The sequence below is a fragment of the Paraburkholderia sp. RL17-381-BIF-C genome, assembly GCF_046026435.1.
Classification (GTDB): Bacteria; Pseudomonadota; Gammaproteobacteria; order Burkholderiales; family Burkholderiaceae; genus Paraburkholderia.
The window spans coordinates 245,692-259,513 of sequence record NZ_JARESX010000001.1 but is presented as its reverse complement, the minus strand read 5'-3'; the positions used below and the strand labels follow the sequence as shown (position 1 = coordinate 259,513).

The 13,822-nt window shown below is 63.5% G+C and carries 8 protein-coding genes; 7 read left to right on the top strand and 1 reads right to left on the bottom strand.

The window, feature by feature from the left end; translation table 11 throughout:
- Positions 1–203 precede the first annotated feature (203 nt).
- Positions 204–1,001, bottom strand: a complete 798-nt coding sequence (locus P0D70_RS01180) for a transporter substrate-binding domain-containing protein (RefSeq protein WP_091797871.1) — start codon at positions 999–1,001, stop codon at positions 204–206.
- Between the two features lie 218 nt (positions 1,002–1,219).
- On the opposite strand from P0D70_RS01180, the gene hemE reads away from it, so the two are divergent.
- The 7 genes from hemE (at position 1,220) to P0D70_RS01145 (ending at position 13,759) form a co-directional block, all read left to right on the top strand.
- On the top strand, positions 1,220–2,320 hold the full coding sequence (gene hemE / locus P0D70_RS01175) for a uroporphyrinogen decarboxylase (protein WP_091797873.1): 1,101 nt from the start codon (positions 1,220–1,222) through the stop codon (positions 2,318–2,320).
- 464 nt (positions 2,321–2,784) lie between these two features.
- Positions 2,785–5,031, top strand: a complete 2,247-nt coding sequence (locus P0D70_RS01170; RefSeq protein ID WP_408181831.1) for a primosomal protein N' — start codon at positions 2,785–2,787, stop codon at positions 5,029–5,031.
- A 170-nt stretch (positions 5,032–5,201) separates the two neighbouring features.
- On the top strand, positions 5,202–6,623 hold the full coding sequence (locus P0D70_RS01165; protein ID WP_408181697.1) for a YeiH family protein: 1,422 nt from the start codon (positions 5,202–5,204) through the stop codon (positions 6,621–6,623).
- 846 nt (positions 6,624–7,469) lie between these two features.
- The gene (gene putA, locus P0D70_RS01160) at positions 7,470–11,399 is read left to right on the top strand and encodes a trifunctional transcriptional regulator/proline dehydrogenase/L-glutamate gamma-semialdehyde dehydrogenase (RefSeq protein ID WP_408181695.1); all 3,930 of its coding nucleotides are present in this window, start codon (positions 7,470–7,472) and stop codon (positions 11,397–11,399) included.
- An 86-nt stretch (positions 11,400–11,485) separates the two neighbouring features.
- Positions 11,486–12,634, top strand: a complete 1,149-nt coding sequence (locus P0D70_RS01155; protein WP_091797879.1) for a branched-chain amino acid ABC transporter substrate-binding protein — start codon at positions 11,486–11,488, stop codon at positions 12,632–12,634.
- A gap of 196 nt (positions 12,635–12,830) precedes the next feature.
- Positions 12,831–13,130, top strand: coding sequence for a hypothetical protein (locus P0D70_RS01150; protein ID WP_408181692.1), 300 nt, complete (start codon positions 12,831–12,833; stop codon positions 13,128–13,130).
- Positions 13,127–13,759 (top strand): hypothetical protein, encoded by a 633-nt coding sequence (locus P0D70_RS01145; RefSeq protein WP_408181690.1) that lies wholly within the window; start codon positions 13,127–13,129, stop codon positions 13,757–13,759. Before P0D70_RS01150 ends, P0D70_RS01145 begins: the two co-directional genes overlap by 4 nt.
- Positions 13,760–13,822 lie beyond the last annotated feature (63 nt).

Here is a 13,822-nt window from a genome sequence, read left to right as displayed (position 1 = left end):
TCGCAGCATATCGTCGGATATGCGATTGGCGCGTAAAGGGCTGGTTCGTCTGCTGGCGAACCGGGGTAATTGTTCCGCTTTTACTTAACGTCAGCCCTTCACCGTTACATGATTCGACGCGTGAGCGAAATCGGTCAGCATTTTCCGACCGCCCCCGGTTCACTGTGGGAGCGAAACGCGGGCGGCCGAGGCAAAGCGCCTTGCTACTTCAGCCACTTGTCCGAAATGGCCTGATATTCGCCGGTTGCCCGCGCGAGGTGTAGCCATTGGTCGACATACTCCTGGAATGCCACATCACCACGCGGCAGCAACCAGGCCTTTTCTCCGTATTGGAAGGGCTTATCCGGATGCACTGAGCAAAGGCCCGGATTCAGCTTTTGCTGCAGCAGCGTTTCAGACGCGTCGGTCACCATGACATCGGCTTTGCCTGCGAGGATCTGCTTGAAGATCGTCACGTTGTCCGGATAGACGGTCAGGTTGGCGTGCGGGAAATACTGCTTCGCGAAGCGCTCGTTGGTGCCGCCCGGGTTGACGATCACGCGGGTGGCAGGCTGGTCGATCTGCGCGACCGTCTGATATTTGGCGACGTCATCGCACCGAACGATCGGCGTTTTGCCGTCGATCATGTAGGCCTGCGTAAAAAACGCGCGCTTCTGGCGCTCAAGTGTTGGCGATACACCGCCTACGCCTACGTCGCATTTGGCGACGAAGTCGTTCATCAGGTTCGACCACGACGTCTTGATGTATTCCGCCTTGACGCCGAGTGATTTGGCGAGCGACTCCGTCATGTCGATATCGATACCTTCGAACTGGCTGTCTGCCTTGTAGAACGAGTAGGGTTTGTAGTCGCCAGTCGTACAGGCGCGCAGTGTGCCACGGGCGATGATTTCGTCGAGCCGCGAAGGGGCTGCGGCAGCGGCGGTGCTCTGAGCCTGAGCCGCACCCGCGTGCATCAAAACCCCGGTTAGCGCGCCGAGCAGCGCGAGTGTCGCCTTGTTCATCGAGTCTCCTTGCTTGTATGTAATTGCGTGGTAAGTCCGTTCGATCATAGCGCGGCAATTCGGGCTTGAACATTGGCCGTTCAGCCAGGTGCAGCGCTGCCGCCGCCCCCTGCAAAAACCCGTCGCGGGCGGGGCGCGCAACAGTTATTGCCCGCATCAAGCGAGATGTGGCGAGCCCGCTCCGGTAAAATGCCTTTTTGCCCTGAGTCGTACGCAACGTGGCCCATAAACTCCTGAACGACACTTTCCTGCGCGCGCTGCTGCGCCAGCCGACCGACTACACGCCGATCTGGCTGATGCGGCAAGCCGGCCGCTATCTGCCGGAATACAACGCCACGCGAGGTCGCGCGGGCAGTTTCCTCGGTCTGGCGAAGAACCCGGCATTCGCGACGGAAGTCACACTGCAACCGCTCGAGCGCTATCCGCTCGACGCCGCGATCCTGTTCTCCGACATCCTGACCGTGCCCGACGCCATGGGGCTCGGCCTTGAGTTCGTGACGGGCGAGGGCCCTCAGTTTGCGCGCCCGGTGCGAACAGAAGACGATGTCGCGCGCCTCGCGGTGCCGGACATCGACGCCACGCTGCGCTACGTGACCGACGCGGTGCGCGAAATCCGCACCGCGCTCACAGACGCGCAGGGACGTCAGCGCGTGCCGCTAATCGGTTTTTCGGGCAGTCCGTGGACGCTCGCGTGCTACATGGTCGAAGGCGGCGGTTCGGCCGATTTCCGCACGGTCAAGTCGATGCTGTATGCGCGTCCGGACCTGATGCATCGCATTCTCGACGTCAACGCGCGCTCGGTCGCGGCTTACCTGAACGCGCAGATCGAAGCTGGCGCGCAAGCCGTGATGATTTTCGACACGTGGGGTGGGGCGCTGGCGGACGGCGTGTATCAGCGCTTTTCATTGCACTACATCCAGCAGGTGGTCAGCCAGTTGAAGCGCGACCACGACGGCGAAAAGGTGCCGGTAATTACCTTCACGAAGGGCGGCGGCCTGTGGCTCGACGAGATCGCTGAGATCGGCGTGGATGCGGTCGGCCTGGACTGGACCGTGAATCTGAGCAAGGCCCGCGAACGCGTGGGCGGGAAGGTGGCGCTGCAAGGCAATATCGATCCCTCGGTGTTGTTTGCCCCGCCGGCTACGATCCGCATGGAAGCGCGCGCCGTGCTCGACAGCTTCGGCAACCATCCGGGCCACGTGTTCAATCTCGGCCACGGCATTTCGCAGTTCACGCCGCCGGAGAATGTCGCCGAACTGGTCGACGAGGTGCATCGCCATAGCCGGGCTATTCGCAGCGGCGCTCATGCACCGGTATGAGGCCGTAATCGTTACCAATTTTGCTGCAGCGCAGCGAACTGGGCTCTCGGTCTAAGGGAAAATTTGCGGTTGGCGGGCCGTCAGATGGCGGTCCTGCGAAAGTCAAGACTTGACTTATGCACATTCATCACGCTGCGGCGCGGTAGAAGCTTTAGTCGCATCACAACCCTTGCACATTGCAGGCGCATTTGATCTAAGCCTTGTCTGGCAAGGGTTTGACGGGGGCGATACAGAATGTGCGGAAGCCCACAGAAGGCCGCTGCGCCGTGCTTTCGGGGCGTTCCGGGCAAAGTTCTCAACAAAGTTATCCACAGGCACGCGGGCCGATTGCAATTGTTCAGCGGAATCCAAAACTTAGCGCCGAAATTGAAGTTTTACTTTAACTTCGGGGGGAGCGCCGTATGCTCGACGGGCACCACGATGCGGCGTCGTGTCGCGCCCGTGCTTCTGATTTCCGCCCACGCGTGAGTGACGTGTTCGTTCGCGTCGCGCTGGATCATCCGCTGCCGACCCTGTTCGACTACCGGTGCGACACGCCTGACCCGGTCGCGCCGGGCATGCTGGTGAGCGTGCCGTTTGGCAAGCGCGATGTCGTGGGACTCGTCTGCGAAGTGACCACTCACAGTGAGGTCCCGCCCGACCGCCTGCGCGCAGTCAATGGCGTGTGCACGGCGTGCCCGCCCGTCTCGTCGGAATGGTTGAGGTTGGCCGCGTTTGCCGCAGACTACTACCAGCGCGGTCTTGGCGAAGTGGCGTTGCCGGCTTTGCCGCAGGCGTTGCGCGATGCTTCCCGGTGGTCGCGCCTGTTTGCGCCGCAGGAGCGCTACAGCCTCACGCCGGCTGGCCACGCGTCGCTACCTGACGTACTGCCTGCGCGGGCGAGCGCGTTGCGCAAGCTCGCGCAGACATTGGCCGGGACCGACTTCCTGCTGGCTGCCGACGCTCGCGCGCTGCATCCCAAAGCGATCGCCGCGCTCGATGCCTGGCAGGCGGAAGGCTGGGTGGCGCTCGACATCATCGAAGCCGCCGCTGCGCTTGCTATTCCAGCGTCGTCCGACGCGCCCGCGCCCACGCTGCCGACGCTCACCGACGAGCAGGCCGCCGCAGTCGAAGCGATTCGCGACGCCAAGGGCTTCGCGCCGTTCCTGCTGCACGGTGTGACGGGGAGCGGCAAGACCGAGGTCTATTTGCGCGCGTTGGCCGAGATCCTAGCGGCAAAGCCCGACGCTCAGGCGCTGGTTCTCGTGCCCGAAATCAATCTGACGCCGCAATTCGAGTCGGCCTTCCGCGCCCGCTTCGCCGCGCTCGAGGGCACGTCGATCGTCACGCTGCACAGCGGTCTCGCGGAAGGCGAGCGTGCTCGCAACTGGTTCGCCGCTCACACGGGCCGCGCCCGCATCGTACTCGGCACCCGGCTGGCGGTGCTCGCCTCGCTGCCGAAGCTCGCGATCATCGTCGTCGATGAAGAGCACGACCCGGCGTACAAGCAGCAGGAAGGCTTGCGCTATTCAGCCCGCGATCTGGCCGTCTATCGCGCCAAGCAACTCGGCTTGCCGGTCGTGCTCGGCTCGGCCACGCCGTCGCTGGAAAGCTGGTGGCAGGCCGACCAGGGGCGCTACAAGCGGCTCACCTTATCGCGCCGCGCGGTCGCTGAGGCCGTGCTGCCTACCGTGAAGCTGATCGATCTGGAAGAAGAGCGGCGGCGCGGGCGGGCTTCTGTGGAAGGGTTGTCGGGGCCGTTGATTGCCGCGCTGAAAGCGCGGCTCGAACGCGGTGAGCAAAGCCTCGTGTTCCTGAACCGCCGCGGTTATGCGCCGCAACTGGCCTGCGATGCCTGCGGCTGGGTCGCCGGCTGCCCACGTTGCAGCGCGTATGTCGTGTTGCATAAGCCCGAGCGCGCGCTACGCTGCCACCACTGCGGCTGGGAAGCGCGCATTCCGCGTTCGTGCCCCGAGTGCGGCAACGTCGACATCGCACCGATGGGCCGCGGCACGCAGCGCGTCGAAGAAACACTGGCGAGCGCGGTGCCCGGCGCCCGGGTGTTGCGTATCGATGCCGACAGCACACGCCGCAAAGGCAGCGCACAGGCTTTGTTCTCCGACGTGCACGCGGGCGAGGTCGACATCCTCGTCGGCACACAGATGATCGCCAAGGGGCATGACTTCCAGCGCGTGTCGCTGGTCGGCGTGCTGAACGCCGACACCGCGCTCTTTTCCCACGACTTCCGCGCGAGCGAGCGGCTTTTCGCACAACTGATGCAAGTGAGCGGCCGGGCGGGCCGCGCGGGTTTGCCTGGCGAAGTGCTGGTGCAAACGCGCTATCCGCGCCACGCGCTCTACCACGCGCTCGGCCGCCACGACTATGTCGGCTTTGCCAACTCCACGCTGGCCGAGCGGCGCGACGCGCACTTGCCGCCGTTCGTCTATCAGGCGTTGCTGCGGGCCGAAGGCCGCACGCTCGAGGCCGCGCTGGCCTTTCTGCAGCAGGCGACGGCCGCACTGGGCGACATTCCCGCTGCAGAACGCGTGACCGTCTATGACGCGGTGCCGCTCACTATCGTCAAGGTGATGCACGTGCATCGCGCACAGTTGCTGATCGAGAGTGCGTCGCGTGGCGCGTTGCACGCCACCTTGCGCGCCTGGCAGCCGCTGCTGCGCGGCATGAAGGGCGTGCTGCGCTGGAATCTCGAAGTCGATCCGCTCGACATTTGAGGCACGTCGCCAGCACGGCGGCGCCGTTACTCCTTTCGGTCATATTCATAGAGCGAATGGTCGTTTCGTTTTGCGACGCCGCTCGCCTATATTTCGCCGAATCGGCGCACATTCAGGCAAAACTCCAACATTCAGGCGCCGACGCACCTCAACTCTCTCGGGGCATGGCGATGAGCGATACCAATCAAACGCTGCCAACCGGCGCCGCTCCGGCGAACCGGCAAAGCACGCACGGCGGTGGACTTTTTTCGACCGAAGACTGGTGGGCGGTCTGGATCGGGCTGCTGGTGGTCGTGATTGCCTGGGCGCTGTTCGCGTCCGGCAGCAGCATCAAGTGGCTCGCGGTTGCGCCGGCTAAATGGTCGAGCGTCGCGCAGGCCGTGCAGGACGCCGGCAAGCATGTGCCGAACTATGCCGCGCTGTTCGTCGTGTTCGCGCTCCTGTTCGGCGTGAGCCTCGCAGCGCTCAAGCAGCGGGTCGGCGCTTTCCTCGGCTCATTCCTGATCCTGTTCATCGCATCGGCGCTGATTTTTACGCTGGGCGCGTGGGTCAACGCGTCGAAGTACAACCTCGAACCACCGCTCGTCGCGCTGGCGCTGGGCCTTTTGATCTCGAACGTGTTCACGCTGCCCGAGTGGTTTTCGGCGGGCTTGCGCGTCGAGTTTTACATCAAGGTCGGTATCGTGCTGCTCGGCGCGACATTGCCGTTCACGCTGTTGGTGTGGGCCGGACCGGTGGCGGTCGGGCAGGCGAGCATCGTCTCGCTCGTCACGTTCTTCGTGATCTTTTTTGCTGCGACGGCGTTTGGCCTCGACCGGCGTTTTGCGGCCGTGCTCGGCGTCGGCGGCGCGGTGTGCGGCGTCTCCGCGGCGATCGCGATTGCCGGCGCGGTGCGGGCCAAGCGTGAACAGGCTTCGGTGGCGATCACGCTGGTGGTGCTGTGGGCGATCGTGATGATCTTCGTGTTGCCGTTCGCGTCCCGCTCGCTCGGATTGTCCACCGCGGTCGCCGGCGCATGGATCGGCACCTCCGAATTCGCCGACGCCGCCGGGATCGCGGCCGCGCAAGCTTATGGCGACCTCGCCAAACACGCGGGTGGAGCGATCGCGGGCGCGCCGGAGGCGTCGCTACAGGCGTTCACGCTGATGAAAGTGGTCGGCCGCGATATCTGGATCGGTATCTGGGCGTTCGTGCTCGCAATCGTCGCGAGCACGCGCTGGGAGTCTCAAGATAGCGGCGTCAAAGCCAAACCCAACGCCGGCGAGATCTGGGCGCGCTTTCCGAAGTTCGTGATCGGCTTCGTGATTGCGTCGGCACTGGTGACGTGGGTCGCCAGCCACTATTCGCTGGCCGATTACCGCAAGGTCGTGACGCCCGAATTCGTCGCCCCGATCACCGCGTTGCGCACATGGGCGTTCACCTTCTGTTTCCTGAGCATTGGGTTGACCACGCGCCTGCGTTCGCTGAGCGCCACTGGCCTGAAGCCGTTCCTGGCCTTTACGGTAGGCGTGGTGGTCAATATCGCCATCGGCTACGCGCTGTCCGCGCACGTGTTCGCGCCGTACTGGAATAGCTTGGGGCAGGGCTCGTGACGAGCGGCGCGCTTCGCATCTCCAGCACGGCGGACGCGCGCGACGATGCGTGCGCGCCGTGCTGCGCCGGCTGCCGGTATCGTGCTGAGAGTCGGGACTCGCTGGAGCAGAGCATGCCGGGTCTCGCGATGTTCGGGTCGGCATTTGGCGCGAGCGTGGCGGACAGCCGGCTTTGCCGGCTGCACGACCAACTCGTTTCGCCCGCCGACGCCTGTCCGCGGTTCGAGCCGATTTTGCGGTACTGACACCGCCTGCGCTTCGCCGCGGCACCAGGCCGGACGTTACCCGCGGCTTCCCGCCGTGCAGGCCGGAAGCCAGCGTCGCTCACTCCGGCATGCCACGCCGGACATCCCTATTCAATCGTTCAGCGCGGCCCGCGGATCGCCCGCCGATGCGCGCGAAGCCGCGGGTGTTCGTTCCTGCGCGGGTTCCCGCCTGCCCGGGCCACTTGTCGCACCGCGGATGAACAACACCGCGCAAGTCGCGCACATTGCCCAGATGCCCAGTACCACCAGCCATTTTTCCATTTCGCCTGTCCTCTAAAACCCCGTACCGTTTTTTTTGTGCGTGCCTCAAGGAGGCCGCGCGCCGCTATGTTCCGTATAACGGCGCGCCGACCCGTTCTGATAAGGGTAAATGCAAAAAGAATCACGCCAGGGAAAGTACTGATCGCAACCGCCGTCGCCCCGCGCAGCGCCATTGCGCGCAAACCCCCGTCACATAAGGCTCATGGCAGGGTGCAACCGCGCACCCGAGATGGTTGCACCTTTTTATTGGGAGGCGTACGATTCGCCCAACTTTTAGTCTTTTTGCCAGCGCATTCGTCTGGTCTCCGAAGAAGGAAACATGGCTAGCACCACCCTTGGCGTTAAGGTCGACGACCTCCTGCGTTCCCGGCTGAAAGATGCCGCCACTCGTCTCGAACGCACTCCGCACTGGCTCATCAAGCAGGCCATCTTCGCGTACCTCGAAAAGATCGAGCACGGTCAACTGCCGCCCGAACTGTCGGGCGTGGCGGGCTCGGCCGATCTGACCGACGGCTCTGCGGTCGAGCACGAGGAAGACGGTGCATCGCACCCCTTCCTCGATTTCGCGCAGAACGTCCAACCGCAGTCGGTGCTGCGCGCCGCGATCACGGCGGCGTACCGTCGTCCGGAGCCGGAATGCCTGCCGTTCCTGCTCGGTCAGGCGCGTTTGCCGGCCAACCTCGCGGGCGACGTGCAGGCCATGGCCGGCAAGCTCGTCGAAACGCTGCGCAGCAAGAGCAAGGGCGGTGGCGTCGAAGGTCTGATCCACGAGTTCTCGCTCTCGAGCCAGGAAGGCGTGGCGCTGATGTGTCTCGCTGAAGCGCTGCTGCGTATTCCCGATCGCGCCACGCGCGACGCGCTGATCCGCGACAAAATCAGCAAGGGCGACTGGAAATCGCACATGGGCCAGGCGCCGTCGATGTTCGTCAACGCCGCGACCTGGGGCTTGATGATTACCGGCAAGCTGGTGACGACCAATAGCGAAACGAGCCTCTCGTCGGCGCTCACGCGTTTGATCGGCAAGGGCGGCGAACCGCTGATCCGCAAGGGCGTGGACATGGCGATGCGCCTGATGGGCGAGCAGTTCGTCACGGGCGAGAACATCTCCGAGGCGCTCGCCAACAGCCGCAAATACGAAGCACGCGGCTTCCGCTACTCGTACGACATGCTCGGCGAAGCGGCCACCACCGAAGCCGACGCGCAGCGCTACTACGCGTCGTACGAACAGGCGATCCACGCGATCGGCAAGGCCGCCGGCGGACGTGGCATCTACGAAGGCCCGGGTATCTCGATCAAGCTCTCCGCGCTGCACGCACGCTACTCGCGTTCGCAGCAGGAACGCACGATGAGCGAACTGCTGCCGCGCGTGCGCTCGCTCGCGATCCTCGCGCGCCGCTACGACATCGGCCTGAACATCGACGCGGAAGAAGCCGACCGCCTCGAAATCTCGCTCGATCTGCTCGAAGCGCTGTGCTTCGATCCGGAGCTGGCCGGCTGGAATGGCATCGGCTTCGTGGTGCAGGCGTATCAGAAGCGCTGCCCGTTCGTGATCGAATACCTGATCGATCTGGCGCGCCGCAGCCGTCACCGCATCATGGTGCGCCTCGTGAAGGGCGCGTACTGGGACACCGAAATCAAGCGCGCGCAAGTGGACGGCCTCGAAGGCTATCCGGTCTACACGCGCAAGATCTACACGGACGTGTCGTACCTCGCCTGCGCGAAGAAGCTGCTCAGCGCGCCCGACGCGGTCTATCCGCAGTTCGCCACGCACAACGCGCACACGCTGTCGGCGATCTATCACCTCGCGGGCAACAACTACTATCCCGGCCAGTACGAGTTCCAGTGCCTGCACGGCATGGGCGAACCGCTGTATGAAGAAGTCACCGGCCGTGACAAGCTGAACCGTCCGTGCCGTGTGTACGCGCCGGTCGGCACGCACGAAACGCTGCTCGCTTATCTCGTGCGCCGTCTGCTGGAAAACGGCGCGAACACGTCGTTCGTGAATCGTATTGCCGACGAAACCGTCGCAATCAAGGACCTGATCGCCGACCCGGTCGACGAAGCCTCGAAGATCGTCCCGCTCGGCGCGCCGCACGCGAAGATTCCGCTGCCGCGCCATCTGTACGGTTCGGAGCGCCTCAACTCGATGGGCCTCGACCTGTCGAACGAGCATCGTCTGGCGTCGCTGTCGTCGGCGTTGCTGGCGAGCGCGCATCATCCGTGGCGCGCCGCGCCGATGCTCGAAGACAACGAGATCGCCGTGGGCCTCGCGCGCGACGTGCGCAATCCGGCCGATCATCGCGACCTCGTCGGCACGGTCGTCGAAGCAACGGCGGAGCACGTAAGCGCTGCTTTGGCGCACGCAGTCGCCGCCGCGCCGATCTGGCAAGCCACGCCGGTCGATGCGCGCGCCGATTGCCTCGCACGTGCCGCCGATCTGCTCGAAGCGCAGATGCATACGCTGATGGGCCTCGTGGTGCGTGAAGCCGGCAAGTCGCTGGCGAACGCTGTCGCGGAGATCCGCGAAGCGATCGACTTCCTGCGTTACTACTCCACGCAGATTCGCGACGAGTTCTCCAACGACACGCATCGTCCGCTCGGTCCGGTGGTGTGTATCAGCCCGTGGAACTTCCCGCTGGCGATTTTCATGGGCCAGGTGGCCGCTGCGCTTGCAGCCGGCAACACCGTGCTCGCGAAGCCGGCTGAACAGACGCCGCTGATCGCCGCGCAAGCCGTGCGCATTCTGCGCGAAGCCGGCGTGCCGGCTGGCGCGGTGCAACTGCTGCCGGGCAACGGCGAAACGGTCGGCGCCGCGTTGGTGGCCGATCCGCGAACCCGCGCCGTGATGTTCACCGGCTCGACCGAAGTCGCGCGTCTGATCAACAAGACGCTGTCGAGCCGCCTCGATCCGGACGGCAAGCCGATTCCGCTGATCGCCGAAACGGGCGGCCAGAACGCGATGATCGTCGACTCGTCGGCGCTCGCCGAACAGGTGGTGGCGGACGTGCTGCAATCGTCGTTCGACTCCGCAGGTCAACGGTGTTCCGCGTTGCGCGTTCTTTGTCTGCAGGACGATGTTGCGGGCCGCACGCTGGAGATGCTGACGGGCGCGATGCGCGAACTCGCCGTGGGCAATCCGGACCGTCTGTCGATCGACGTCGGTCCGGTGATCGACCTCGACGCGAAGCGCGGTATCGACGCTCACGTCGCGGCGATGCGCGAGAAAGGCCGCAAGGTCGAGCAACTGCCGATGCCGGACGGTTGCGCGCAAGGCACCTTCGTGCCGCCGACGCTGATCGAGCTCGACAGCATCGACGAATTGAAGCGTGAGGTGTTCGGTCCGGTGCTGCACGTGGTGCGTTACCGCCGCAGCCAGCTGGACAAACTGCTCGAGCAGATCCGCGCGACCGGTTACGGCCTGACGCTCGGCATTCATACGCGGATCGACGAAACGATCGCGCATGTGATCAGCCGCGCGCACGTGGGCAACATCTACGTGAACCGCAACGTGATCGGCGCGGTGGTCGGCGTGCAGCCGTTCGGCGGCGAAGGTCTGTCGGGCACGGGGCCGAAAGCGGGCGGCGCGCTGTATCTGCAGCGCCTCCTCGCCACGCGTCCGGCAGGTTTGCCGAAGTCGCTCGCGCATGCGTTGGTCGTGGATGTACCGCGCGCTGCCGAAAACGGCGACAATCCGTCCGCTGCGTTGACGGCTTATCGTGACTGGCTGATCACCGAGCGCGAGCCGCAACTGGCCGCGCGCTGCGACGGCTATCTGTCGCATGTGCCGGCGGGCGCCACGGCGGTATTGTCGGGACCGACCGGCGAGCGCAATACGTACACGCTGGGCGCGCGCGGCACGGTGCTGTGTGTCGCGTCGACGGCAAGCGGTGCGCGCGTGCAGTTCGCCGCGGCGCTGGCTACGGGAAATCGCGCGTTGTTCGAAGGCGCGGCTGGGGAACAATTGGTGTCGCAGTTGCCCGCCTCGCTGAAGTCGCATGCAAGCGTGAAGAAGAGCGCGGATACGCCGTTCGACGCCGTGCTGTTCGAAGGCGATAGCGACGAACTGCTGGCGCTGGTGAAGGAAGTCGCGAAGCGCGCGGGCCCGATCGTGTCGGTGCAGGGCGTCGCGTCTCGCGCGCTGGAAAGCGGCGACGAGGATTACGCGCTCGAGCGTCTGTTGACGGAACGCTCGGTCAGCGTGAATACGGCAGCTGCAGGCGGTAATGCGAATTTGATGACGATCGGTTGAGCGAACCTCTCTGATCACTCAATAAAACGGAAGCGGTACGGCGACCCCGAAACCGCTCCATCCACACCTGGTACCAAGGAGAAGCTATGCAACACAAGATGAAACAGCTGGCAGGCGCTGCACTGGTTGCGGCGATGTCGCTGGCGGGGACGGCCAACGCTCAATCGACGGAAGACGTGAAGGTCGGCTTTGCCGGCCCGATGACTGGCGCGCAGGCGCACTACGGCAAGGACTTCCAGAACGGCATCACGCTGGCAGTGGAAGACATGAACGCGACCAAGCCGGTGATCGGCGGCAAGCAAGTTCGCTTCGTGCTGGACTCGGCCGACGACCAGGCCGACCCGCGTACGGGTACGACCGTTGCGCAAAAGCTGGTGGATGACGGCATCAAGGGCATGCTCGGCCACTTCAACTCGGGTACCACGATCCCGGCTTCGCGCATTTACGCGAACGCGGGCATCCCCGAAATCGCCATGGCGACGGCGCCGGAATACACGCAACAAGGTTTCAAGACCACGTTCCGTATGATGACGTCCGACACGCAGCAAGGTTCGGTCGCCGGCACGTTCGCGGTGAAGACCTTGGGCATGAAGAAGATCGTGATCGTCGACGACCGCACGGCTTACGGCCAAGGTCTGGCCGATCAGTTCGAAAAGGCAGCGAAGGCAGCGGGCGGCCAGATCGTCGATCGTGAGTACACGAACGACAAGGCAGTCGACTTCAAGTCGATCCTGACCAAGCTGAAGGCTGTTCAACCGGACCTGATCTATTACGGCGGCGCGGATTCGCAAGCGGCACCGATGGTCAAGCAGATGAAGGCACTGGGCATCAAGGCGCCGCTGATGGGCGGCGAAATGGTCCACACGCCGACGTTCATCCAGATCGCGGGTGACGCGGCGAACGGCACGGTGGCTTCGCTGGCCGGCCTGCCGCTGGAAGAAATGCCGGGCGGCAAGGACTACGTCGCGAAGTACAAGAAGCGTTTCAACGAAGACGTGCAAACGTACTCGCCGTACGCTTACGACGGCGCAATGGCCATGTTCGACGCAATGAAGAAGGCGAACTCGACCGATCCGGCCAAGTATCTGCCGATGCTCGCGAAGACCTCGATGCCGGCAGTGACGTCGTCGAACCTCGCGTACGACAGCAAGGGCGACCTGAAGAACGGTGGCATCACGCTGTACAAGGTTGTCGACGGCAAGTGGACGACGCTGCAAAGCGTGGGTGGGAAGTAAGCCGCTGCCTGGTTTGATGCTGTGAAGGAAACCCCGCTTCGGCGGGGTTTTTTTTGGCCGGACGATTCGTCAAGCTTGCTGATACCCGCCTGCCTGGCCTTCTCCCGAAAAAGAATTGGTCGACAATTTCCCGGCAGTGGCGAGCGATCTCCATTGTGTTTTAAATACGAGAGTTATCGTATAATGGGAGGTGAGATTGTCAGTATCAAACAAGTACAAACAGGTGAAACGAGCGGTTATTGCAGCGCTCCAATCGGGCCGGTTCCAGCACGAAGGAAGGTCCGACATTAACGTAAAAAATCTTCTGGCGACGGGGCAGGTGACCGCCGAGTTCGTCGAGGTCCTCGTTGCCCGAAGCAATGGCACGCAATACAGCGCGTCGCCGCACCATCGCGTTGACTCAATCGATGTGCATGTGATCGCGACGGGCGGCTGGTACGTGAAGTTTTACTTTGTGAGCGATCCAGACACCGTGTTCATTAGCGTGCATCAGTGAGTAAAGCCATGAAGATAAAACTGTACGAAGAGGGTGAGAAAAGCAAGGCGGTCTGCGACCACTGCGGACAACTCGTGAGCACAACATTTGCGCGGCGCGACGTACCGTTTAGCGATGGCAAATGTGAGGTGAAGAATATTCTCGCGGCAGTGTGCGACGTGTGCGGTGAAGTAGCGGCTGTTCCCGCGCAATCGACGCCGGCCATTCGAGAAGCGCGCCGCAAAGAGGTCAAGCCGATCGAGGCGCAACTGCCGGCGATTTATCTGGATGTGCTCGACCTTGCCGCGTTTATCGTCGACAGCACGAGCTCAACCGAATTTCGCAAAGTGTTAATGATCCTTTACCTGCATCGGTTTGCATCCGGCGAGTTCCCACGTGCCAGGCTGATCAAGGCGCATCGCGCGACGTCTGAACGTTTCAAGGAGCGCCGTGGCGCGGCACGTCGTCGGCTTTCCATGAAAGTGACGCCGCGTATTGTCGAGGGTATGAAGACATTGATGCACGACACGACATTGAGTCAGACGGAAGTCATCAAATCGGTGATCTATCAGATTCACGCGGACGTCGTTGAGTCGCGTAAGCCTGAGCTGATGAGAGAACTCGGCGCGCTGTCAGTGGTCTATGCGTAGCTGCTGCGCGCCTACAGCACGATGAGGCCAGCGGCTTACTGAGGGTGTCCAGGAAGGGTGAGT

What these genes read in the sequence shown, in the direction of transcription:
- P0D70_RS01180 (WP_091797871.1), bottom strand. Translation starts at nt 1,001, where the DNA reads ATGAACAAGGCGACACTCGCGCTGCTCGGCGCGCTAACCGGGGTTTTG.
- P0D70_RS01165 (WP_408181697.1), top strand. Translation starts at nt 5,202, where the DNA reads ATGAGCGATACCAATCAAACGCTGCCAACCGGCGCCGCTCCGGCGAAC.
- putA (WP_408181695.1), top strand. Translation starts at nt 7,470, where the DNA reads ATGGCTAGCACCACCCTTGGCGTTAAGGTCGACGACCTCCTGCGTTCC.
- P0D70_RS01155 (WP_091797879.1), top strand. Translation starts at nt 11,486, where the DNA reads ATGCAACACAAGATGAAACAGCTGGCAGGCGCTGCACTGGTTGCGGCG.